We start from the raw sequence: 22,067 nt of genomic DNA, 5'->3' as shown, positions 1-22,067 counted from the left end.
CTCGAGAATCATGACAGAAAAAATTGGTGTACTCGGCAAGAAGTCACCGCAGCGGACCGGCGTGGAACGCGTCGTGAATGCGCCCTTGCCCACCGTGTACGGGAAATTCCAGGCGGTCGGCTACCTGGACCACGACCGCGGTGACGAACAGGTGGCGCTGGTCTACGGCGAGCTCGGCACGGACGACGTTCTCATCCGGCTGCACTCGGAGTGCCTGACCGGCGACGCCTTCGGCTCCCAGCACTGCGAGTGCGGCGACCAGCTCGACGCCGCCCTGCGCGCGGTCGTCGCCGAGGGCGCCGGTGTCGTCGTCTACCTCAGAGGGCATGAAGGCCGTGGCATCGGCCTGCTCGCCAAGCTGCGCGCGATGGCCCTGCAGGCGGAGGGCCTGGACACGGTGGAGGCCAACCTCGCCCTGGGGCTTCCGGTCGACGCCCGCGACTACGGGGTGGCCGCCCGGATCCTGGAGGACCTGGGCGTGAAGTCCGTCCGCCTGATGTCCAACAACCCGCGCAAGCGCGACGCCCTGGTGAGCCACGGCATCCAGGTCGCCGAGCAGGTGCCGCTGCTGATCCCGCCGTGCGAGAACAACATCACCTATCTGCGGACGAAGCGGGAGCGTCTCGACCACCACCTGCCCCATCTGGACGCCGTGGTCAGCTCCTCCTGAGGCGCCGGGTGCCCGCGCGGGCGGGCTCCGGTTCTCCTCGGCGTGACCTGGGCGCATTCGTGCGCGACCCGAAGGCGGGCCGCGTACGCTTCGTGGACGTCAGCCCCTTGAGCGTCGGCCCCCAGCGGCCGACGCCTCACGTCCGGAGGCCCCCCTGGTATGAGCGAGCTCCAACTGTGGCTGCGCCACGAGGCCCGAACGACCGAGCGACGCACACCGATCGTGCCCGACGACGCCCGGCGGCTCGTCGGGAACGGAGTGGAACTGACCGTCGAGGAGTCCCCCCAGCGGGTCTTCCCGATCGAGGAGTACGAGGCGGCCGGCTGCCGTGTCGCGCCCTCGGGCTCCTGGGTGACGGCGCCGCGGGACGCCGTCGTGCTCGGCCTGAAGGAACTGCCCGCAGACCCGGCGGAACTGACGCACCGGCACATCTTCTTCGGCCACGCCTACAAGGGCCAGCCGGGAGCAGCCGACCTGCTGGGCCGGTTCACCGCCGGAGGCGGCACGCTGTTCGACCTGGAGTACCTGGTGGACGACACCGGGCGGCGCCTCGCCGCCTTCGGTTTCTGGGCCGGCTATCTGGGCGCCGCCCTCGCGGTGCTCCAGCACCGGGGCCGGCTGCGGGCACCGCTGACGCCCACCACCAAGGAGGAGCTGGACGAGACCCTCAAGCCCGCCGCCGACGACGCCGAGTTCACCGGCCTGGTCATCGGCGCCCTGGGGCGCAGCGGCCGCGGTGCCCGGGTGGCGTTCGCCGCCGCCGGGGTCGACCCGACCTGCTGGGACCTCGCCGAGACCCGCGACCTGGACCGCCGCGCCCTGCTGGACCACGACGTGATGGTGAACGCGGTGCTCGCCACCACCCCCGTCCCGCCCTTCCTCCGCGATCAGGACCTCGACACCCCGGACCGCCGGCTGCGCACCCTGTGCGACGTGACCTGCGACGTCGGCTCCCCGCTCAACGTCCTTCCGGTGTACGGCGACACCACCGACTGGGACGAGCCCGTACGCCGGCTGCGCGACGACCCTCCGCTCGACCTGATCGCCATCGACAACCTCCCCTCCCTGCTGCCGCTGGAGTCCAGCGCCGACTTCTCGGCCGCCCTGTATCCGCATCTCCTCGACCTCGGCGTCGCCGGGCCCTGGGGGCGCTGTCTGGACCGGTTCCATCAGGCCTGCCGCGAACACGGACTCGACAAGGGGGAGTTCGATGAGCACTGACCCGGTACCCGCGAGCGGCACCGTCCACTGGATCGGCGCCGGCCTCTCCACCGGCAGCGGACTGGCCGCGCTCTGCGACACCGCCGAGCGCGTACGGCTCTGGCACCGCACCGAGAGCCGCGCGGCCGACGCCCTCGGCCGACTGGGCCTCGCCGGACGGGCCGAGCCCCGCGCGTACGCGCTGTCCACCCTCGCCGCCGAACTCGCCCCCGGTGACGTCGTTGTGTCCATGCTCCCCGCGCCGGAGCACGCGTCGCTGCTCGCCGAGTGCGTACGGCAGGGAGCGCACTTCGCCTGCTCCAGCTATGTGTCCCCGGCGGTGCTGGAACAGGTGCCCGCCGCCGAGAAGGCCGGCGCCGTCGTCCTCACCGAGGCCGGGCTCGACCCGGGCATCGACCATCTCTTCGCGCACGCCCTCGTCGCCCGGGCCCGGGACGCCATCGGTGACGGGACCCCTGCCTCGTACACCCTCACCTCGTACTGCGGCGGTGTTCCCGCCGTCCCGAACGACTTCACGTACCGCTTCAGCTGGGCACCCGCGGGTGTTCTCAACGCCCTGCGCTCCCCGGCCCGTTACATCGAGGGCGGTGCCGAGACCGTCGCCGACCGTCCGTGGGAGGAGACCCGGCCGCATGTCGTCGAAGGGGAGACGTTCGAGGTCTATCCCAACCGCGACAGCGTCCCGTTCGTCGCGCAGTACGAGCTCCCCGACGCCTGGACGCCGCGGACGTTCGTACGCGGCACCCTGCGTCTGGAGGGCTGGCTGCGGGCCTGGGACGGCGTCTTCGAGGAGCTGAAGAGGGGCGACGACACCCGGATCGCCGCCCTGGCCCAGGATCTGGCCGCCGCCTACCCCACCACGGAAGAGGACCGTGACCGGGTCGTTCTCGCCGTGTCGCTGGAAGTACGGGCCGAGACCGGGCGGACCTGGGCCGGCGGCTGCCTCTTGGACCTGGTGGGGGACGCGGGGGAGAGCGCGATGGCCCGCTGCGTCTCACGCACCCTCGCCCTGGGCGTCCGCCACGTCCTGGACGGCTCCCTGCCCCCGGGTCTGAACCGCGCCGCCGAGACGGCCGCCCGGTCCGAACAGTGGCTGCGTGAACTCGCCCAGGACAGAGTCGAGTTCACCCTGCGCGTCGACCAGTAGCGGGGCTCAGTCCGACAGGGCCTCGTGGACCAGCCTCTTCAGGTCCCGGAACACCGTGTGCGAGGACCGGGGCCGCACCTGCGTCATGAACTGCACCGTCAGGTCGCGGCCCGGGTCCACCCAGAACGTCGTCGTCGCCACCCCGCTCCAGCCGTAGGCGCCGAGTCCGGACGGCACGAGCGTGCGGGACGGGTCGATGACGACGGAGCAGTTGAGGCCGAAGCCGACCCCGTCGTTACCCGGCTCGTCATGGGCGGGACGGCTGCCGAAGGCGCGCAGGTCGGCGCCGTCGGGCAGGTGGTTGCGGGTCATCAGGTCCACGGTCCCGGGCGCGAGGAGCCGCACGCCGTCGAGTTCGCCGCGGCGGCGCAGCAGCTCCATGAAGCGGTGGTAGTCGTGGGCGGAGGCCACCATGCCGCCGCTGCCCGACAGGAACCGCGGCCGGCCGCGCAGCGGCAGCCCCGGGATCGGCTCGATGCCGCCGCCGCCCTCCTTCTCGCCGTACATCTCCGACAGCCGGGGCGCCTGCTCGTCCGTGACGTGGAAGCCCGCGTCCGTCATGCCGAGGGGGCCGAAGACCCGCTCGGCACAGAACACGTCGAGCGGCTGCCCCGACACGACCTCGATGATCCGGCCCAGGACATTGCTGGCCACCGAGTAGTTCCACTCGGTACCCGGCTCGAACTGCAGCGGCAGACTCGCGTACACCTCGATGGTCTCGGCCAGGTCGGCACCCGGCGGCACGGACGACTCCAGGCCGGCCGCGCGGTACAGGGCGTCGACGGGGTGGGTGTGGTAGAAGCCGAAGGTCAGACCCGAGGTGTGGGTCATCAGGTGCCGGACGAGTATGGGGCCGTCGGCCGGGCGGGTCCGTACGCCGGCCCCGGAGCCGCCGACGTACACGCGGGGCTCGGCGAAGGCCGGCAGATGGTCGGCGACCGGGTCGTCCAGCGACAGCCGGCCCTCCTCCACCAGCAGCAGTGCGGCGACCGCGGTGACCGGCTTCGTCATGGAGTAGACCCGCCACAGCGTGTCGGGCTCGACCGGGAGCCCGGCCGCGATGTCGCGCAGCCCGCGCGTCGCCAGGTGCGCGACGCGTCCGGCGCGGGCGACGGACACGAGGAAGCCCGGCAGCCGCCCCTCGTCGACCAGTCGGGCGAAGTGCCGGTCCATGTCGTCCAGCACCCGCGGATCCAGCCCCGCCTCACCCGGATCGGCCTCTTGTCGCAGCTGTGCCATCGCTCTTCCTCCGTCGCGCTCGTCGAGGTGAGATCCGGCATACCCCGCCCGGACCGCGCAGGAACAGGTGAATGACACAGGTCACCGGTACCGTCGGAACGGGACGGCCACAGCCTGTTCGAGATCAGGTCCGACACTCCGGAGAGCAGCCCATGAGGATCCACATCACCAGTGTCTTCGTCGACGACCAGGAGAAGGCCCGGAGCTTCTACACCGACGTGCTGGGCTTCGTGAAGAAACACGACGTCCCGGTGGGGACGGACCGGTGGCTGACCGTGGTCTCCCCGGAGGATCTCGACGGGACGGAGCTGCTCCTCGAGCCCTCGGGCCATCCGGCGGTGCAGCCGTACAAGACGGCGCTGGTCGAGGACGGCATCCCGGCCGCCTCGTTCGCCGTGGACGACGTGCGGGCGGAGTTCGAGCGGCTGCGCGGGCTCGGGGTGCGGTTCACCCAGGAGCCGCTGGAGATGGGCCCGCTCACCACCGCGGTGCTGGACGACACCTGCGGCAACCTCATCCAGATCGTGCACACCAAGTCCTGAGAGCCACGGCCTAGGTCGTGGGGTGCAGGTCGGATGGCCGATGGTGCCCGGGGCGGTCGGCTTCCTAGGCTGCGAGACGGGTCGTCGTCGCGGCCCGGGACGCCACGAGAAGAGGTCGCCATGCCCGTGAACGGTCGCAGTCACATCCGCGTCGCCCGTCCCTCCCGGGACCTCGCCGCGGCCGAGCGGTTCTGGAGGGAGGGGCTCGGGCTGGACGTGGTGTGGCGGGCCGAGGGTGGGGGCGAACCAGGGGAGCACGATCTGCTGATGCTCGGTTGGCCCGACGCCGACTGGCATCTGGAGCTCGTGTACGAGGCCGCCCGGCCGGTCGAGCCCCGTCCCACCGAGGAGGACCTGCTGGTGATCTACGCCGACGGCCCGGTCCCGGACGATCTGATCGCCCGCCTGGAGCAGCACGGCGGCAAGCGGGTGGAATCCCCCAACCCCTACTGGAACGAATGGGGTGTCACCATCGAGGACCCCGACGGCTACCGGCTCGTGCTGTGCCGGCGAGCCTGGTCCAACAGCTGAAGACCGGCCTCCGAGGGGCGCGGGGCTGTATCGATTCGCGGCTCCGCCGCGCGGGCGCGACCAGCCCCACGCGCCCGCACCCGGTACCCAAGTCTGGTCAGACTGTCACCTTGTCCGGCTGAACGGTTCCCCGAGCGGCACGCTCACCGAGCACCTCCGTGGGAGCCCGGTGCGTCTCACGCGCCGACACCGCCGCGATCACCGGCGGCACGCACAGCGCCGCCGTGAACAGCGCCACCGCCGACCAGTCGTCGCCGTCCGGCCCGGCGATCTGCGCGGCGAACGTCACCGCGAAACCGGCCGCGGCGAAACCGATCTGCGTGCCGATGGCCACGCCGGACAGCCGGACCCGGGTCGTGAACATCTCGCCGTAGAAGGCGGGCCAGACACCGTTCGCGGCGCTGTAGACCACGCCGAAGCAGAGGATGCCCGTCAGGAACGTCAGCGGGTAGGAGCCCGTGGAGACGGCCCACAGGTACAGGAACATCGTCACCGCGCTGCCCGCCGCGCCGATCAGGAACACCGGGCGGCGGCCGATCCGGTCGGACAGCGTGGCCCACAGCGGGATCGCGGCGAGCGCGACGACATTGGCCAGGGCGCCCACCCACAACATGGCGGTGCGCGACATGCCCACCGCGTCGCTGGTGGCGTACGCCAGCGCCCACACCGTGAAGATCGTGCTGACCGAGGCGATGAGCGCGCCCCCGATCACCCGCAGCACATCCGCCCAGTGCTCGCGCATCAGCACCACCAGCGGCAGTTTGACGACGCCCTCCTCGGCGGCCTGCTGCGCGAAGGCCGGGGTCTCGTCCAGCTTGCGCCGGATGACGTAGCCGACGACGGCGACTCCGACGCTCAGCCAGAACGGCACCCGCCAGCCCCACGACAGCAACTGCTCCTCGGGCATCGCGGCGACCGGGATGAAGACCAGCGTGGCCAGCAGCTGGCCGCCCTGGGTGCCGCTGAGGGTGAAGCTGGTGAAGAAGCCGCGCCGGCCCGGCGGCGCGTGTTCCAGCGTCATGGAGTTGGCGCTGGCCTGTTCGCCCGCCGCCGAGATGCCCTGAAGCACCCGGCACAGCACCAGCAGGACCGGGGCGAGGGTGCCGACCTGGCCCCGGGTGGGCAGACAGCCGATGAGAAACGTCGACAGGCCCATCAGCATCAGCGTGAAGACCATGATCTTCTTGCGGCCGAGCTTGTCCCCGAAGTGGCCGAGGACCAGCGCGCCGACCGGGCGGGCGGCGTACGCGACGCCGAACGTGGCCAACGACAGCAGGGTCGCGGTGGCCGGGTCGGACTCGTCGAAGAACACGGCGGGGAAGATCAGCGCGGCGGCACTGCCGTAGATGAAGAAGTCGTAGTACTCCAGTGCGCTGCCGATCCAGGCGGCGGTCGCGGCTTTCCTGGGCTGACCGGGTGGGGCGGCGGCCCCTTGGGGCGTGGCGGGGACGGACACGGCGGCTCCTTGGCGGGCTCCACCCTAGGTGGAGTGAGACGAACGGCGAGCAGAGAGGGCGGGCCGGATCGCGGCTAATTAACCCACTGGGTAGTTAGCAGGGGATGGCCAGTGATGCTGCGCCCGCGTGCCGCCGGTGTCAAGAGGTTGCGCGCCGGACGTTCAGTCCGCCGTGCGCTCCGCCGTGAGATACGCGATCACCATGTCGCCCAGCATGGCGCGGTAGTGCGCGCGCTGCGCCGGGTCCAGCAGGTCGCGGCCGAACAGCGCGCCGAACGTGTGCCGGTTGGAGACCCGGAAGAAGCAGTAGGAGGAGATCATCGCGTGCAGGTCGACGGCGTCGACGTCGGCCGTGAACAGGCCCGACTCCTGGCCCGACGCCAGGATCCGGCGGATCACGTCCAGGGCGGGGGAGCCGATCTTGCCGAGCTTCTCGGAGGCGGCGATGTGCTGCGCCCCGTGGATGTTCTCGATGCTGACCAGGCGGATGAAGTCCGGGTGCTGCTCATGGTGGTCGAAGGTCACCTCGGCCAGCCGCCTGATCGCCGCCACGGGGTCCAGATGGTCGACGTCGAGCTGCTGCTCGGCCTCCCGGATCACGCCGTACGCCCGCTCCAGCACGGTCGTGAACAGCTGCTCCTTGCCGCCGAAGTAGTAGTAGATCATCCGCTTCGTGGTGCGGGTGCGGGCGGCGATCTCGTCCACCCGGGCCCCGTCGTAGCCGGCGCGCGCGAACTCCTGCGTGGCCACGTCGAGGATCTCGGCCCGGGTGCGGGCGGCGTCACGGATGCGCTCGCCAGGACGTGCCGGTTCTTCGACGCTGGTCATCAGGTTCCTTCGGGCGGAGGGGCCGGTGCCGGTGATTGTAGAAGCAGGGGGGCGCCCGCCCGTGGGGTCTTCCCGAGCCCGCCCTCGGCTGATATAGCTAACGTACTAGTTCGTACATTAGTGAGCTGCTCGGGAGGCCCGTGTGCCCAAGGACTCGTATCTCGTCGGACTGATCGGTTCCGGCATCGGCCCCTCGCTCAGTCCGGCGCTGCACGAGCGGGAGGCCGACCGCCAGGGCCTGCGCCTGCTGTACCGGCTCATCGACATCGATCCGCTCGGGGTGCCGCCCGAGGCCGTGGGCGATCTGGTGCGGGCCGCCCGCGACCTGGGCTTCGACGGGCTCAACATCACGCACCCCTGCAAGCAGCTCGTCATCGGGCACCTGGACGCGCTCACCCCGCAGGCCGAGGCGCTGGGCGCGGTCAACACCGTCGTCTTCGAGGACGGCCGCGCCGTCGGCCACAACACGGACGTCACCGGCTTCGCCGCGTCCTTCGCGCGCGGGCTGCCCGACGCACCGCTGGAGCGGGTCGTGCAGCTGGGCGCCGGTGGCGCGGGCGCGGCCGTCGCGCACGCCACGCTGACCCTCGGCGCCGAGCGGGTCACCGTCGTCGACGCGCTGCCGGAACGGGCCGCCGCCCTGGCCGGCTCCCTGAACCGCGCCTTCGGCCAGGGCCGTGCGGCCGCCGCGCCCCCGGAACGGCAGGCCGAGCTGCTCGCGCACGCCGACGGCATCGTCCACGCCACGCCCACCGGCATGGCGGCCCACCCCGGCCTGCCCCTGCCCGCCGGCCTGCTCCACCCCGGGCTGTGGGTCGCCGAGGTGGTCTACCGCCCGCTGGAGACCGAACTGCTGCGCACCGCCCGCGCGCTGGGCTGCGCCACCCTCGACGGCGGCGGCATGGCCGCCTTCCAGGCCGCCGACGCGTTCCGCCTGTTCACCGGGCGGGAACCCGACGCCGCGCGGATGCTGACGGACCTGACCGAACTGGCCGGGGCCGTAGCGGCACCGAACTAGGGGGTTCCGAGTCCGAACGACACGCCCAGAGAGAGGTACCGACGTGCGTACGTCCATCGCCACCGTCTCCCTCAGCGGATCCCTCACCGGGAAACTCGACGCCGCCGCCCGGGCCGGCTTCGACGGGGTGGAGATCTTCGAGAACGACCTGCTGGCCAGCCCCCTCACCCCCGAGGACATCCGCGCCCGCTGCGCCGATCTCGGCCTGACCGTCGACCTCTTCCAGCCCATGCGGGACATCGAGGCCGTGCCCGAGGCCGAGTTCGCCCGGAACCTGCGGCGGGCCCGCCACAAGTTCGAGCTGATGCGCAGGCTCGGCGCCGACACCGTCCTCGTCTGCTCCAGCGTCTCCCCGCAGGCGGTGGACGACGACGCCCTCGCCGCCGAACAGCTCAGCCGGCTCGCCGACCTCGCGCGGGAATCCGGCGTCAAGGTGGCCTACGAGGCGCTCGCCTGGGGGCGGCACGTCAGTACGTACGACCACGCCTGGCGCATCGTCGAGGCGGCCGGCCACCCGGCGCTCGGCACCTGCCTGGACAGCTTCCACATCCTCTCGCGCGGCTCGGACCCCAAGGGCATCGAGGACATCCCCGGCGAGAAGATCTTCTTCCTCCAGCTCGCCGACGCCCCGCTGCTCGCCATGGACGTCCTCCAGTGGAGCCGCCACTACCGCTGTTTCCCCGGCCAGGGCGGCTTCGACGTCGCGGGCCTGGTGCGGCACGTCCTGAGCACCGGCTACGACGGCCCGCTCTCCCTGGAGGTCTTCAACGACGTCTTCCGGCAGGCCGACGCAGGCCCGACCGCCGTGGACGCCCGGCGCTCCCTGCTGGTCCTCCAGGAGACGATCGGCCGGGCACCCCTGCCCGACCCCGTCGTCCCCACCGGCGTCGCCTTCGCCGAGCTGGTCACGTCCGACGCCGAGCCCCTCAGCGCCCTGCTCGGTTCCCTCGGCTTCACCCGCACCGCCCGGCATCGCGGCAAGCCCGTCGCCCTGTGGGAGCAGGGCGAGGCCCGGATCCTCGTCAACACCGGTCCGGCGGTCCGCCGGGACGTCACCCAGCTCGCCGCGATCGGGCTGGAGTCACCCGACCCGGCCGCGGCGGCCCGGCGTGCCGAGGCACTGCTGGCCCCCGTCCTGCCCCGCCGCCGCGCACCCGAGGACGCCCCGCTGGACGCGGTCGCCGCCCCCGACGGCACGGAACTCTTCTTCTGCGCCACCGGCCGCCCGGGCCTGCCCGACTGGCGTGCCGACTTCGAGGACACCGGCCCGGCACCCGCCCCCACGGGCATCCGCCGTATCGACCACCTCGCCCTGACCCAGCCCTGGCACCACTTCGACGAGGCCGCCCTCTTCCACCGCGGGGTACTCGGCCTGCACGGTCAGGAGAGTGTGGACGTCGCCGACCCCTACGGTCTGCTGCGCAGCCGCGCCGTCACCAACGCCGACGGCAGCGTCCGGATCGCCCTCACCGTCGGCGCCGCGCCCACGGACGAGTCCGTTCAGGCGCAGCACATCGCCCTCGCCACCGACGACGTGGTCGCCGCGGCCCGCCGCTTCCGCGAGGCCGGCGGCCGGCTGCTGCCCGTCCCGGCGAACTACTACGACGACCTCGCCGCCCGCTTCGAGTTCGCCGACGGCGAGCTGGAGACCTACCGCGACCTCGGCATCCTCTACGACCGTGACGCCCACGGCGTCTTCCGCCACTGCTACACCCGGACCATCGGCCGCGTCTTCTTCGAACTGGTGCAGCGTGACGACGGCTACCGGGGTTATGGCGCCTCCAACGCCCCGGTACGGCTGGCGGCCCAGCACGGGGTGCGGGCCCTCACTGGCGGCTGACGGTCCGGGTGATGCCCGTGACGACCGTCGTGGCGAGGATCCAGCCGGTGAGGACGAGGGCGTAGGACAGCCACTGGTAGCCGTCGGCCGGCGCGAACGCCCCCTCCTGCCCGAAGGAGATCACGGGCAGGAGCAGGTCGAGCGTGTAGAACACCGGGTTGAACTGCGGGGCCTCGTCCGCCTTCAGGGGCTGGGGGTGGTGCAGCGCGTAGGCGAGGGAGCCGATCACGAGCAGCGACACCAGCCAGCCCGCGGCCCGCAGGGGGCGGAAGCCGTAGCCGACGGTGGCGTCCTGCACATAGCCCCAGAGCCTGCCGTACCAGGGGAGGGTGCCGCGGTGGCGGCGCTGCTTGGCGAGCTGGACCTGGCGGGCGGCGTGGTCGTCGCCGATCCGGCGGTAGGCGGCGGTCAACTGCTCGTAGGCGTGCGGGACATAGCCCTCGCCGTCGCGCTCCAGCATCGCCAGACGGCGCTCGGCGGGCGCGTGCGGTGTGAGGGAGGTGTAGACGAGGCTGTCGAGCAGGACCTCCTCCGGGACCACGTCCGGCTCCAGCCACAGGACGTCCAGCTGGGCGCGGCGCAGGTTGAGCGTGCCCTCCATGGGCGGGCTCTTGCGCAGCCAGACCTCCCCGATGGTGCAGCTGCTGGCCCGCAGCGCGGCGTCACCGGGGTTCGACAGGCGCGCGTGCGACAGGTCGAGACGGCCCTCGATCCGGGCGCCGCGCAGGCCGATCCAGCCGTGCACCTCCACACCGCGCAGCAGGACGTCGCCTTCCACGGCGGCCAGTTCCGCGTCGAGGACGACGTCACCCCTGCTGCCTTCCAGCCGGGCCTGGCCCAGGTCGACGGACCCGGCGACCGACGCGCCCGTCAGGCGCACCCCGCCCCGCGCCCGCAGGCCCGGCGCCGACAGGCCGTCCCCGATGGTCACATGGTTGAGCTGGAGCGCCGGCTGACCGGCGGACAGTGCGCCGATGTCGGCGCGGTCCAGGAACAGCGCCCCGGAGATCTGTGCGCCGCCGAGCCGTACGGGACCGTCGAACAGGCAGTCCGACATGCGCAGGACGCCGTCCACCCGCAGGGTGGCGGCGTCCAGGCCGGGCAGGACGGAGTCGCGCAGATTCAACTGGCGCAGGCGCGCCGCGTACAGCACAGGGACGTTCTCGAAGTAGCAGTGACTCAGGCGCACGGCGTGATCGATTTCGCCGTACTTGAGGTCGAGCGACCCGGTGATCCGCGCACCCCCCAGTCTGAGGGCGGCGGTCTCCCCGTCCTCCTGCGGAGCGCTCAGCAGCAGGGCCCGCAACACGTCCGCGCGTACGGTCCGTTCGGGGCCCCAGTCCGCGCCCCGCTCCGGATCCTCGTCCGCCGACTCCCGGAAGTCCACGTCCCGCCCGCGTGAGAAGGCGCGCCACACCCGCTCCTCGGCGGGTGTCATATTGTCGATCTCCATCAGCGGGGACTCTGACGCCCCGGCCGGAGGCTGTCAAGCCACCCTCAACTCGCCCCCGGCCGAGATGCGTTACGCCCTCACGTTCCACTCCGCGATCACAGGCCGGTCGTGCTCGGTGGACAACCGGCTGACCGTGCCCGTCTCCAGGCGGAACAGTCGTCCTTCGGCCGCGGACAGGCCCAGGCGGCGGGCTGTCAGGGCGCGGAGGAAGTGGCCGTGGGCCACCAGCATCACATCGCCCTCGGGCAGCGCCTCCGCCACCCGGGACAGGACGCGGTCGGCGCGCTCGCCGACCTCCTCGGGGGACTCGCCCGGCTTGCCGTCGGCGCCGGGCGGGCCCCCGTCGGTCCACAGGTCCCAGTCCGGGCGGCTGCGGTGTATCTCGTCGCTCGTGACGCCCTCGTAGGCGCCGTAGTACCACTCGTGCAGGTCCGGCTCCCGCACGGCCCCCGTCAGGCCCGCGAGTTCGGCGGTGCGCACCGCGCGGGTGAGGGGGCTCGTGAGGACCAGCGCGAAGGGGCGGCCCGCCAGCAGCGGAGCCAGCGACTCGGCCTGTTCCTCACCGCGGGGGGTGAGGGGCAGGTCGGTGAAGCTGGTGTGCTGTCCGCTCCGGCTCCACTCCGTCTCGCCGTGACGGACCATCAGCAGATCGCCCACGGTGTTACGCCTTCTTCGCGGACTCGACGGCGTGGCCGCCGAACTGGTTGCGCAGCGCCGCGATCATCTTCATCTGCGGAGAGTCGTCCTGACGGGAGGCGAACCGGGAGAAGAGGGAGGCGGTGATCGCGGGCAGCGGTACGGAGTTGTCGATCGCGGCCTCCACGGTCCAGCGTCCCTCACCGGAGTCCTGGGCGTAGCCCCGGAGCTCCTCCAGGTGCTCGTCGTCGTCCAGGGCGTCCACGGCCAGGTCCAGCAGCCAGGAGCGGATGACGGTGCCCTGCTGCCAGGAGCGGAACACCTCGCGGACGTTGTCGACCGAGTCCACGGCCTCCAGCAGCTCCCAGCCCTCGGCGTAGGCCTGCATCATGGCGTACTCGATGCCGTTGTGGACCATCTTCGCGAAGTGCCCGGCACCGACCTTGCCCGCGTGGACGAAGCCGTACGGGCCCTCCGGCTTGAGCGCCTCGAAGATCGGCAGCAGAGGGTCGACGTACTCCTTCTCGCCGCCGACCATCAGGGCGTAGCCGTTCTTCAGGCCCCACACGCCGCCGGAGACACCCGCGTCGACGAAGCCGATACCGCGCTTGCTCAGCTCCTCGGCGTGCTTCTCGTCGTCCGTCCAGCGGGAGTTGCCGCCGTCGACGACCGTGTCGTAGGGCTTGAGGAGGCCCGCCAGCTGGTCGATGACGTGCTGGGTGGGCTCGCCGGCCGGGACCATGACCCAGACCGTGCGCGGCGCCTCCAGCTGGTTGACGAGGTCGGCCAGACTGGTCGCGTCGGACTTCTCGGGGTTGGTGTCGTAGCCGATGACGGTGTGGCCGGCGTTGCGCAGGCGCTCGCGCATGTTGCCGCCCATCTTGCCGAGACCCACAAGACCGATCTGCATGTCAGTTCACTTCCCGAAGATTGCGGTAGGCGGCCACCAGCGCGGCCGTGGACGGGTCGAGACCGGGGACATCCGCGCCCTCGGTCAGGGCGGGCTCGACGCGCTTGGCGAGGACCTTGCCGAGCTCGACGCCCCACTGGTCGAAGGAGTCGATGTTCCAGACCGCGCCCTGCACGAACACCTTGTGCTCGTAGAGGGCGACCAGCTGGCCCAGGACCGACGGGGTCAGTTCGGTGGCCAGGATCGTCGTGGTCGGGTGGTTGCCCTGGAAGGTGCGGTGCGGCACCTGCTCCTCGGGCACGCCCTCCGCCCGCACCTCCTCGGCGGTCTTGCCGAAGGCGAGCGCCTGCCCCTGAGCGAAGAGGTTGGCCATCAGCAGGTCGTGCTGCGCCTTCAGCTCGTCGCCCAGCTCGGCGACGGGCCGCGCGAAGCCGATCAGGTCGGCGGGGATGAGCTTGGTGCCCTGGTGGATGAGCTGGTAGTAGGCGTGCTGCCCGTTGGTGCCGGGCGTGCCCCACACCACCGGCCCCGTCTGCCACCGGACGGGACGGCCCTCGCGGTCCACCGACTTGCCGTTGGACTCCATGTCGAGCTGCTGGAGGTAGGCGGTGAACTTCGACAGATAGTGGCTGTAGGGCAGGACGGCGTGCGACTGGGCGTCGAGGAAGTTGCCGTACCAGATGCCGAGCAGGCCCATCAGCAGCGGGGCGTTGGCCTCGGCGGGGGCGTTGCGGAAGTGCTCGTCGACGATGCGGAAGCCGTCGAGCATCTCGCGGAAGCCGTCCGGGCCGATAGCGATCATCAGGGACAGACCGATCGCGGAGTCGTACGAGTAGCGGCCGCCGACCCAGTCCCAGAACTCGAACATGTTGTCGACGTCGATGCCGAACCCGGCGACCTTCTCGGAGTTCGTCGAGAGCGCCACGAAGTGCTTCGCGACCGCCTTCTCGTCGCCTCCCAGGCCCTTGAGCAGCCAGGACCGCGCAGAGGTGGCGTTGGTGATCGTCTCGATGGTGGTGAAGGTCTTGGACGCGACGATGAACAGCGTCTCCGCCGGGTCGAGGTCGCGCACGGCCTCGTGCAGGTCGGAGCCGTCCACGTTCGACACGAAGCGGAACGTCAGATCCCGCGCGGTGAACGGCCGCAGCGCCTCGTACGCCATCGCCGGGCCGAGGTCGGAGCCGCCGATGCCGATGTTGACGACGTTGCGGATGCGCTTGCCGGTGTGGCCGGTCCACTCCCCGGAGCGGACACGGTCGGCGAAGCCGGCCATCTTGTCGAGCACCGCGTGCACGCCCGGGACGACGTTCTCGCCGTCGACCTCGATCACCGTGTCCCGGGAGGCGCGCAGCGCGGTGTGCAGCACGGCCCGGTCCTCGGTGACGTTGATCCGCTCGCCGCGGAACATGGCGTCGCGCAGCCCGAACACGTCGGTGGCGGTGGCCAGCTCCTGGAGCAGGGCCAGCGTCTCGTCGGTGACCAGGTGCTTGGAGTAGTCGATGCGCAGGTCGCCCACGCGCACGACGTAGCGCTCGGCGCGCCCCGGGTCCGCGGCGAACAGCTCACGCAGGTCCGGCTGCGGCAGGGTGTCCGTGCGGTGGTCCTCCAGGGCGGTCCACTCGGGCCGCCGGGTGAGCTCGGGGGAGCCGGAGGGGGAGTCAGACATGAGCGGGGGTCTCCTCGGTGGCCTCGCCGTTCAGGGCGATGGCGTACATCTCGTCGGCGTCGAGGCGCCTGAGCTCCTCGGCGATGAGTTCGGAGGTGGCACGGACCTTCAGTGCCAGGGTGCGGGAGGGCTGGCCCGGCAGGGTCAGCGTGGCCAGCGGGCCCTCGGGGCGGTCGATGACGGTCTCGCCGCTCTCGGTTCCCAGGCGCACGGCCGTGACGACCGGTCCGGCGGTGACCACGCGGTCGACCCGGACGTGCAGTCGCGCCTCCAGCCAGCGGGCCAGCAGCTCGGCGGCCGGGTTCTCGGCCTCGGCCTCCACGGCCGCCGAGGTGATCCGTGCCCGGGCCTGGTCCAGCGCGGCGGCCAGCATCGAACGCCAGGGCGTCAGCCGGGTCCAGGCGAGGTCGGTGTCGCCGGGCGCGTAGGAGCGGACCCGGGTCTGGAGTGTCTCCAAGGGGTTCTCGACGGCGTAAAGGTCGGTGATCCGCCGCTGGGCCAGTGCCCCGAGCGGGTCCTTGGATGGCACGTCCGGGGCGTCCACCGGCCACCACACCACCACCGGCGCGTCCGGCAGCAGCAGCGGCAGCACCACCGAGTCGGCGTGGTCGGACACCTCGCCGTAGGTCCGCAGCACCACCGTCTCGCCGGTGCCCGCGTCGGCGCCCACCCGGACCTCGGCGTCCAGCCGGGAATGGGTGCGGTCGCGCGGGGTGCGGGCGTGCCGCTTGATGACGACCAGGGTGCGCGAGGGGTGTTCGTGCGAGGCCTCCTCGGCCGCCTTGATCGCGTCGTAGGCGTTCTCCTCGTCCGTGACGATCACCATCGTCAGGACCATGCCCACGGCGGGAGTGCCGATGGCCCGGCGCCCCTGCACCAGCGCCTTGTTGATCTTGCTTGCCGTGGTGTCGGTCAGGTCGATCTTCATGGCCTGCGCCAGCTCCGTCCGTCTCGTGCGAGCATCTCGTCGGCTTCCGCGGGTCCCCAGCTGCCCGACGCGTACTGCGCGGGCCTGCCGTGCGTGGCCCAGTACCGCTCGATCGGGTCGAGGATCTTCCAGGACTCTTCCACTTCCTGGTGACGGGGGAACAGATTGGCGTCGCCCAGGAGGACGTCAAGGATCAGCCGTTCGTACGCTTCCGGGCTCGATTCGGTGAACGACTCGCCGTAGGCGAAGTCCATCGTCACGTCCCGGATCTCCATCGACGTACCCGGCACCTTGGAGCCGAACCGGACCGTCATGCCCTCGTCCGGCTGGACGCGGATGACGATCGCGTTGGCGCCCAGCTCCTCGGTCGCGGTGGAGTCGAAGGGGGAGTGCGGGGCCCGCTGGAACACCACGGCGATCTCCGTCACCCGGCGGCCGAGCCGCTTGCCGGTGCGCAGGTAGAACGGGACGCCCGCCCAGCGGCGGTTGTCCACCTGGAGCCTGATCGCGGCGTACGTGTCGGTCTTCGACGAGGCGTCGATGCCGTCCTCGTCCAGATAGCCGTGCACCTTCGCACCGCCCTGCCAGGCCGCCCCGTACTGGCCGCGCACGGTGTTCTTCCCCAGGTCCTCCGGCAACTGCACGGCCCGGAGCACCTTCAGCTTCTCGGTGAGCAGCGACGCCGCGTCGAAGGCGGCCGGTTCCTCCATCGCGGTGAGCGCCATCAGCTGGAGCAGGTGGTTCTGGATGACGTCACGGGCCGCGCCGATGCCGTCGTAATACCCCGCGCGGCCGCCGATGCCGATGTCCTCGGCCATGGTGATCTGCACATGGTCGACGTATGACCGGTTCCAGATCGGTTCGAACATCTGGTTGGCGAAGCGCAGCGCCAGGATGTTCTGGACGGTCTCCTTGCCGAGGTAGTGGTCGATCCGGAAGACCTGCTCCGGGTCGAACACGTCGTGCACGATCGTGTTCAGCTCCTCGGCCGACTCCAGGTCGTGACCGAACGGCTTTTCGATGACCGCGCGGCGCCAGGAGCCCTCGGGGGCGTTCGCCAGCCCGTGCTTCTTCAGCTGCTGGGCGACCTTCGGGAAGAACTTCGGCGGCACCGAGAGATAGAAGGCGTAGTTGCCGCTGGTGCCCCGGGACGCGTCCAGCTCCTCGACGGCGGAGCGCAGCTGCTTGAACGCCGTGTCGTCGTCGAAGTCGCCCGGGATGAACCGCATGCCCTCGGCGAGCTGCTGCCAGACCTCCTCGCGGAACGGGGTCCGCGCGTGCTCACGGACCGCGTCGTGCACCACCTGAGCGAAGTCCTGGTCCTCCCAGTCCCGGCGGGCGAAGCCCACCAGCGAGAAGCCCGGCGGCAGCAGACCGCGGTTGGCCAGGTCGTACACGGCCGGCATCAGCTTCTTGCGGGACAGGTCACCGGTCACACCGAAGATGACGAGCCCGGACGGACCCGCGATCCTGGGCAGCCGGCGGTCGCGCGCGTCGCGCAGGGGATTGACGAAATCGGCCTCGGTGAACTCCGGGCGCGGGCCGGCCTCGGCCGTGCCGCTCACCCCGGTCCGCTCGACCCCGGCCGCCTCCTGAGCCGCCACGGCCTCCTTCTCCTCCTTGGTCCCCTTGGTCTCCTGTTCGGCCGTCTGGGGGATGCCCTCGCTCATTCCGCGTCAACTCCCTTGCTGTTCAAGGACTTGGTGACCGCGTCCAGCAGGTCCTGCCAGGCCACCTCGAACTTGGCCACGCCCTCGTTCTCCAGTTGCCGCACCACCTCGTCGTACCCGATGCCGAGCCGTTCGACGGCCGCCAGGTCGGCGCGGGCCTGGGCGTAACCGCCGGTGACCGTGTCGCCCTGGACGTCACCGTGGTCGGCGACGGCGTTCAGCGTGGCCTCCGGCATGGTGTTGACCGTGCCGGGGGCGACCAGTTCGTCCACGTACAGGGTGTCCTTGTATGCCGGGTCCTTCACACCGGTGGAGGCCCAAAGGGGGCGCTGCCGGTTCGCGTGGGCCCCGCCCAGCGCCTGCCAGCGCGGTCCGGCGAAGACCTGCTCGTACGCCTCGTAGGCGAGCCGCGCGTTGGCCAGGGCCGCCCGGCCCTTCAGAGCGAGGGCCTCGTCCGTGCCCAGCAGCGTCAGCCGCTTGTCGATCTCGGAGTCGACGCGGGAGACGAAGAAGGACGCCACCGAGTGGATGGCCGACAGGTCGAGACCGGCCGCCTGTGCCTTCTCCAGGCCGGCGACATAGGCGTCCATCACCTCGCGGTAGCGCTCCAGCGAGAAGATCAGCGTCACGTTCACGCTGATGCCCGCGCCGATCACCTCGGTGATCGCCGGCAGACCGGCCTTCGTCGCCGGGATCTTGATCATCACGTTGGGGCGGTCCACCAGCCAGGCCAGCTGCCGGGCCTCGGCGACGGTCGCCGTCGTGTCGTGGGCGAGGCGCGGGTCGACCTCGATGGAGACCCGGCCGTCCCGGCCGCCGGTGGCGTCGTACACCGGCCGCAGGACATCGGCGGCGGCGCGGACGTCGGCGGTGGTCATCATCCGGACGGCCTCGTCGACCGTGACGCCCCGCACCGCCAGATCGGCGAGCTGCGCCTCGTAGCCCTCGCCGGAGCCGATGGCGGCCTGGAAGATGGACGGGTTGGTGGTGACGCCGACGACGTTCCTCGTGGCGACGAGCTCGGCCAGGTTGCCGGACTCGATCCGCCGGCGCGACAGGTCGTCGAGCCAGATCGACACGCCCTCGTCGGACAGGCGCTTGAGTGCTCCCGCGCTCGCGGTCGCTTCGGTCACAGTGATCATCTTCTTTCGGGCGTTCGGATCAGTCACGCGCGGCGGCGAGGGACTCGCGGGCCGCGGCGGCGACGTTCTCGGAGGTGAAGCCGAACTCGGCGAACAGGGTCTTGGCGTCGGCGGAGGCGCCGAAGTGCTCCAGGGAGACGATGCGTCCCGCGTCCCCCACGAACCGATGCCACGTCAGGCCGATACCGGCCTCGACCGCGACCCGGGCCTTCACGGACGGCGGCAGCACCCGCTCGCGGTACTCGTGCGGCTGCTCCTCGAACCACTCCACGGACGGCATCGACACCACCCGGGTGCCGATCCCCTCGGCCTCCAGGGCCTCGCGCGCGGCGACGGCCAGCTGCACCTCGGAGCCCGTGGCGACGATCACCACGTCCGGCACCTCGGTCGAGGAGTCCGCCAGGACGTAGCCGCCGCGCGCCGCGTCCGGGTTCGGCTCGTACGCCGGCACGCCCTGGCGGGTGAGCGCGAGGCCGTGCGGGGCCGGGTCGGTGGTGTGCCGCCTGAGGATCTCGGCCCAGGCGATGGCGGTCTCGTTGGCGTCGGCCGGGCGTACGACGTTCAGGCCCGGGATGGCCCGCAGCGCGGCCAGGTGCTCGACCGGCTGGTGGGTCGGGCCGTCCTCGCCCAGGCCGACCGAGTCGTGCGTCCACACGTACGTCACCGGGAGCTGCATCAGGGCCGACATCCGCACCGCGTTGCGCATGTAGTCGGAGAACACCAGGAAGGTGCCGCCGTAGACGCGGGTGTTGCCGTGCAGGGCGATGCCGTTCATCTCCGCGGCCATCGAGAACTCGCGGATGCCGAAGTGGATCGTCCGGCCGTACGGGTCGGCCTCCGGCAGCGGGTTGCCCCGGGGCAGGAAGGACGAGGTCTTGTCGATCGTGGTGTTGTTCGAACCGGCCAGGTCGGCCGAGCCGCCCCACAGCTCGGGGACGACCGTGCCGAGCGACTGGAGGACCTTGCCGGAGGCGGCCCGGGTGGCGACCGCCTTGCCCGGCTCGAACACCGGCAGGGCGTCCTCCCAGCCCTCGGGCAGCTCGCCCTTGCTGACGCGGTCGAAGGTGACGGCGCGCTCCGGGTTGTCACCGCGCCAGGCGGCGATCCGCTTGTCCCAGGCGGTGCGCGCCTCGGCGCCCCGGTCCAGGGCCTCGCGGGTGTGGGCCAGCACCTCGTCGGCGACCTCGAAGGTCCGCTCCGGGTCGAAGCCGAGCAGGCGCTTGGTGGCGGCGACCTCGTCCTCGCCGAGTGCCGAGCCGTGAGAGGCCTCGGTGTCGCGCGCGTTGGGGGCGGGCCAGGCGATGATCGTGCGCATCGCGATGATCGAGGGGCGCCCGGTCTCGGCCTGAGCCGCCCTCAGGGCCGCGTGCAGCGCGCGTACGTCGACGTCGCCGTCCTCCTGCGGCTCGATCCGCTGCACATGCCAGCCGTAGGCCTCGTACCGCTTCAGCACGTCCTCGGAGAAGGCGGTCGCGGTGTCGCCCTCGATGGAGATGTGGTTGTCGTCGTAGAGGAAGACCAGATTGCCGAGCTTCTGGTGGCCGGCCAGCGAGGAGGCCTCGGCGGAGACGCCCTCCTGGAGGTCGCCGTCGGAGACGATGGCCCAGACGGTGTGGTCGAAGGGCGACTCGCCCCGCGGGGCGTCCGGGTCGAACAGGCCGCGCTCGTAACGGGCCGCCATCGCCATGCCGACCGCGTTCGCGACGCCCTGGCCGAGCGGGCCCGTGGTGGTCTCCACGCCCGCCGTGTGCCCGTACTCGGGGTGGCCCGGCGTCTTCGAGCCGTGCGTGCGGAACGCCTTCAGGTCGTCCAGCTCCAGCTCGTAGCCCGCGAGGTACAGCTGCGTGTACAGGGTCAGCGAGGTGTGGCCGGGTGACAGGACGAAGCGGTCACGGCCGGCCCACTCCGGGTCGGCGGGGTCGTGCCGCATCACCTTCTGAAAGAGCGTGTAGGCGGCCGGCGCGAGGCTCATCGCGGTGCCGGGGTGGCCGTTGCCGACCCTCTGGACGGCGTCCGCCGCCAGAAGACGGGCGGTGTCGACGGCACGCCGGTCGAGTTCGGTCCATTCGAAGCTGTCCGCTGTCTGCGTGCTCATCTTCAAGAAGTCCTCGATAGGAGCGAAGTGGCTGGTCTGACGTGTTCAAAATTAAAAGTCTGACTTTTTCGACGGAAGGTCGCCGTGTGCCAGGGTGTGGTGAAAGTGGGACACCCAGAGGCAGTGCGGGGCGCGAACGGGGCGGTACGAGACAGACATGGCGGACAGAACCATCGAAGACGGCGACGGGATCAGAACGTTCCCCTTTCCGGTCGAGCTGAGCGTCGGCGGTGTCGGCATGCAGGTCGGCCCGATGGGCACCGGCCGCACCTGGCACGCCGACGCGCCGCTGGAGCGCGTGCACCGCATCGACTTCCACGTCGTGATGCTGTTCGCCGAGGGCCCGGTCCGGCACATGGTCGACTTCACCGAGCACGAGGCCGGGGCCGGGGACCTGCTGTGGATCCGCCCGGGACAGGTCCACCGCTTCTCGCGGACGAGCGAGTACCGCGGAACGGTGCTCACCATGCAGCCGGGCTTCCTGCCCCGCGCGACCGTCGAGGCCACCGGCCTGTACCGCTACGACCTGCCGCCGCTGCTGCGTCCCGACCCGGCCGAACTCGCCGGTCTGCGCGCCGCGCTCGAACACCTGCGGCGCGAGTACGAGGACACGGCCACGCTGCCGCTCAGCCTGCACACCGCCGTCCTGCGCCACTCGCTGACGGCGTTTCTGCTGCGGCTCGCCCATCTGGCCGCGAGCGCGGCGGAATCGGTACGCCGGCGGTCGGACTCCACCTTCACTCTCTTCCGGGACGCCGTGGAGCGGGACTTCGCCACCAACCACAGCGTCAGCGCCTACGCGGACGCGCTCGGCTACTCCCGCCGCACCCTGGTCCGCGCGGTCCGCGCCGCCACCGGCGACACCCCCAAGGCATTCATCGACAAGCGCGTCGTGCTGGAGGCCAAGCGGCTCCTCGCCCACACCGACCTGCCGATCGGCCGGGTCGGCGCGGCGGTCGGCTTCCCCGACGCCGCGAACTTCTCCAAGTTCTTTCACCAGCACACGGACCAGACCCCGGCGGCGTTCCGGGCGGACCTGCGCTGAGGGCAGCGGAAAGGGGCCCCACGCGCGCGT

19 protein-coding genes are annotated in these 22,067 nt (G+C 71.4%); 8 read left to right on the top strand and 11 right to left on the bottom strand.

Going from position 1 to position 22,067, the window contains the following annotated elements; all coding sequences use genetic code 11:
* Window positions 1-10: 10 nt before the first annotated feature.
* From ribA to ACZ58V_RS10610, 3 genes are all read left to right on the top strand, one after another.
* The gene (ribA, locus tag ACZ58V_RS10620) at window positions 11-670 is read left to right on the top strand and encodes a GTP cyclohydrolase II (protein ID WP_468184156.1); all 660 of its coding nucleotides are present in this window, start codon (window positions 11-13) and stop codon (window positions 668-670) included.
* Window positions 671-829: 159 nt separating this feature from the next.
* Window positions 830-1,891 carry a saccharopine dehydrogenase gene (locus ACZ58V_RS10615; RefSeq protein WP_471289503.1) on the top strand — a complete coding sequence of 354 codons (1,062 nt, stop codon included), beginning with the start codon at window positions 830-832 and terminating at the stop codon, window positions 1,889-1,891.
* Window positions 1,881-3,038, top strand: coding sequence for a saccharopine dehydrogenase family protein (locus tag ACZ58V_RS10610; protein WP_471289501.1), 1,158 nt, complete (start codon window positions 1,881-1,883; stop codon window positions 3,036-3,038). Before ACZ58V_RS10615 ends, ACZ58V_RS10610 begins: the two co-directional genes overlap by 11 nt.
* 6 nt (window positions 3,039-3,044) lie before the next feature.
* On the opposite strand, the gene ACZ58V_RS10605 is transcribed toward ACZ58V_RS10610, so the two are convergent.
* Window positions 3,045-4,277, bottom strand: a complete 1,233-nt coding sequence (locus ACZ58V_RS10605; RefSeq protein WP_471289499.1) for a serine hydrolase domain-containing protein — start codon at window positions 4,275-4,277, stop codon at window positions 3,045-3,047.
* A 152-nt stretch (window positions 4,278-4,429) separates the two neighbouring features.
* On the opposite strand from ACZ58V_RS10605, the gene ACZ58V_RS10600 reads away from it, so the two are divergent.
* Both ACZ58V_RS10600 and ACZ58V_RS10595 read left to right on the top strand, forming a co-directional pair.
* Window positions 4,430-4,819, top strand: coding sequence for a VOC family protein (locus ACZ58V_RS10600; RefSeq protein WP_468184166.1), 390 nt, complete (start codon window positions 4,430-4,432; stop codon window positions 4,817-4,819).
* A gap of 120 nt (window positions 4,820-4,939) precedes the next feature.
* A complete protein-coding gene (locus ACZ58V_RS10595) occupies window positions 4,940-5,350 on the top strand; it encodes a VOC family protein (protein ID WP_471289498.1) in 411 nt (136 codons plus the stop codon).
* Between the two features lie 97 nt (window positions 5,351-5,447).
* Here the strand turns inward: ACZ58V_RS10595 and ACZ58V_RS10590 are convergent, their stop codons facing one another.
* Complete coding sequence (locus ACZ58V_RS10590; RefSeq protein WP_471289496.1) at window positions 5,448-6,806, bottom strand: MFS transporter; 1,359 nt, start codon at window positions 6,804-6,806, stop codon at window positions 5,448-5,450.
* A gap of 162 nt (window positions 6,807-6,968) precedes the next feature.
* Complete coding sequence (locus ACZ58V_RS10585) at window positions 6,969-7,634, bottom strand: TetR family transcriptional regulator (RefSeq protein ID WP_468184173.1); 666 nt, start codon at window positions 7,632-7,634, stop codon at window positions 6,969-6,971.
* Between the two features lie 142 nt (window positions 7,635-7,776).
* Here ACZ58V_RS10585 and ACZ58V_RS10580 point away from each other — a divergent pair, with 142 nt between their 5' ends.
* Both ACZ58V_RS10580 and ACZ58V_RS10575 read left to right on the top strand, forming a co-directional pair.
* Complete coding sequence (locus ACZ58V_RS10580; RefSeq protein ID WP_468184175.1) at window positions 7,777-8,652, top strand: shikimate dehydrogenase; 876 nt, start codon at window positions 7,777-7,779, stop codon at window positions 8,650-8,652.
* Between the two features lie 43 nt (window positions 8,653-8,695).
* Window positions 8,696-10,492: a bifunctional sugar phosphate isomerase/epimerase/4-hydroxyphenylpyruvate dioxygenase family protein gene (locus ACZ58V_RS10575; protein WP_468184178.1), complete on the top strand. Its 1,797-nt coding sequence runs from the start codon at window positions 8,696-8,698 to the stop codon at window positions 10,490-10,492.
* Here ACZ58V_RS10575 and ACZ58V_RS10570 read toward each other — a convergent pair.
* From ACZ58V_RS10570 to tkt, 8 genes are all read right to left on the bottom strand, one after another.
* Window positions 10,479-11,945: a membrane-associated oxidoreductase gene (locus tag ACZ58V_RS10570; protein WP_471289494.1), complete on the bottom strand. Its 1,467-nt coding sequence runs from the start codon at window positions 11,943-11,945 to the stop codon at window positions 10,479-10,481. The genes ACZ58V_RS10575 and ACZ58V_RS10570 overlap by 14 nt on opposite strands.
* A 69-nt stretch (window positions 11,946-12,014) precedes the next feature.
* Entirely contained in the window at window positions 12,015-12,602 is a 588-nt protein-coding gene (locus ACZ58V_RS10565; RefSeq protein ID WP_471289491.1) for a histidine phosphatase family protein, read from the bottom strand.
* 4 nt (window positions 12,603-12,606) lie between these two features.
* Complete coding sequence (gene gnd / locus ACZ58V_RS10560; RefSeq protein ID WP_468184185.1) at window positions 12,607-13,491, bottom strand: phosphogluconate dehydrogenase (NAD(+)-dependent, decarboxylating); 885 nt, start codon at window positions 13,489-13,491, stop codon at window positions 12,607-12,609.
* 1 nt (window position 13,492) lies between these two features.
* A complete protein-coding gene (gene pgi / locus ACZ58V_RS10555; protein ID WP_468184187.1) occupies window positions 13,493-15,157 on the bottom strand; it encodes a glucose-6-phosphate isomerase in 1,665 nt (554 codons plus the stop codon).
* Window positions 15,150-16,085: a glucose-6-phosphate dehydrogenase assembly protein OpcA gene (opcA, locus tag ACZ58V_RS10550; protein ID WP_471289488.1), complete on the bottom strand. Its 936-nt coding sequence runs from the start codon at window positions 16,083-16,085 to the stop codon at window positions 15,150-15,152. The genes pgi and opcA overlap by 8 nt, the downstream gene beginning before the upstream one ends.
* The gene (gene zwf, locus ACZ58V_RS10545; protein WP_468184192.1) at window positions 16,082-17,755 is read right to left on the bottom strand and encodes a glucose-6-phosphate dehydrogenase; all 1,674 of its coding nucleotides are present in this window, start codon (window positions 17,753-17,755) and stop codon (window positions 16,082-16,084) included. The genes opcA and zwf overlap by 4 nt, the downstream gene beginning before the upstream one ends.
* Window positions 17,752-18,897: a transaldolase gene (tal, locus tag ACZ58V_RS10540; RefSeq protein WP_471289485.1), complete on the bottom strand. Its 1,146-nt coding sequence runs from the start codon at window positions 18,895-18,897 to the stop codon at window positions 17,752-17,754. Before tal ends, zwf begins: the two co-directional genes overlap by 4 nt.
* A gap of 19 nt (window positions 18,898-18,916) precedes the next feature.
* Complete coding sequence (gene tkt, locus ACZ58V_RS10535; RefSeq protein ID WP_471289482.1) at window positions 18,917-20,992, bottom strand: transketolase; 2,076 nt, start codon at window positions 20,990-20,992, stop codon at window positions 18,917-18,919.
* A 157-nt stretch (window positions 20,993-21,149) separates the two neighbouring features.
* Between tkt and ACZ58V_RS10530 the strand changes: the two genes are divergently transcribed.
* Window positions 21,150-22,037 carry a helix-turn-helix domain-containing protein gene (locus ACZ58V_RS10530; protein WP_468184201.1) on the top strand — a complete coding sequence of 296 codons (888 nt, stop codon included), beginning with the start codon at window positions 21,150-21,152 and terminating at the stop codon, window positions 22,035-22,037.
* Window positions 22,038-22,067 lie beyond the last annotated feature (30 nt).

The organism is Streptomyces sp. NPDC040589, assembly GCF_055594445.1.
The sequence above is the reverse complement of the archived record's forward strand: the minus strand, read 5'-3'. Positions and strand labels throughout refer to the sequence as shown.

What these genes read in the sequence shown, in the direction of transcription:
- pgi (WP_468184187.1), bottom strand. Translation starts at nt 15,157, where the DNA reads ATGTCTGACTCCCCCTCCGGCTCCCCCGAGCTCACCCGGCGGCCCGAG.
- tal (WP_471289485.1), bottom strand. Translation starts at nt 18,897, where the DNA reads ATGATCACTGTGACCGAAGCGACCGCGAGCGCGGGAGCACTCAAGCGC.
- ACZ58V_RS10600 (WP_468184166.1), top strand. Translation starts at nt 4,430, where the DNA reads ATGAGGATCCACATCACCAGTGTCTTCGTCGACGACCAGGAGAAGGCC.
- tkt (WP_471289482.1), bottom strand. Translation starts at nt 20,992, where the DNA reads ATGAGCACGCAGACAGCGGACAGCTTCGAATGGACCGAACTCGACCGG.
- ribA (WP_468184156.1), top strand. Translation starts at nt 11, where the DNA reads ATGACAGAAAAAATTGGTGTACTCGGCAAGAAGTCACCGCAGCGGACC.
- ACZ58V_RS10530 (WP_468184201.1), top strand. Translation starts at nt 21,150, where the DNA reads ATGGCGGACAGAACCATCGAAGACGGCGACGGGATCAGAACGTTCCCC.
- ACZ58V_RS10585 (WP_468184173.1), bottom strand. Translation starts at nt 7,634, where the DNA reads ATGACCAGCGTCGAAGAACCGGCACGTCCTGGCGAGCGCATCCGTGAC.
- opcA (WP_471289488.1), bottom strand. Translation starts at nt 16,085, where the DNA reads ATGAAGATCGACCTGACCGACACCACGGCAAGCAAGATCAACAAGGCG.
- ACZ58V_RS10605 (WP_471289499.1), bottom strand. Translation starts at nt 4,277, where the DNA reads ATGGCACAGCTGCGACAAGAGGCCGATCCGGGTGAGGCGGGGCTGGAT.
- ACZ58V_RS10610 (WP_471289501.1), top strand. Translation starts at nt 1,881, where the DNA reads ATGAGCACTGACCCGGTACCCGCGAGCGGCACCGTCCACTGGATCGGC.
- ACZ58V_RS10615 (WP_471289503.1), top strand. Translation starts at nt 830, where the DNA reads ATGAGCGAGCTCCAACTGTGGCTGCGCCACGAGGCCCGAACGACCGAG.
- ACZ58V_RS10595 (WP_471289498.1), top strand. Translation starts at nt 4,940, where the DNA reads ATGCCCGTGAACGGTCGCAGTCACATCCGCGTCGCCCGTCCCTCCCGG.
- gnd (WP_468184185.1), bottom strand. Translation starts at nt 13,491, where the DNA reads ATGCAGATCGGTCTTGTGGGTCTCGGCAAGATGGGCGGCAACATGCGC.
- zwf (WP_468184192.1), bottom strand. Translation starts at nt 17,755, where the DNA reads ATGAGCGAGGGCATCCCCCAGACGGCCGAACAGGAGACCAAGGGGACC.
- ACZ58V_RS10570 (WP_471289494.1), bottom strand. Translation starts at nt 11,945, where the DNA reads ATGGAGATCGACAATATGACACCCGCCGAGGAGCGGGTGTGGCGCGCC.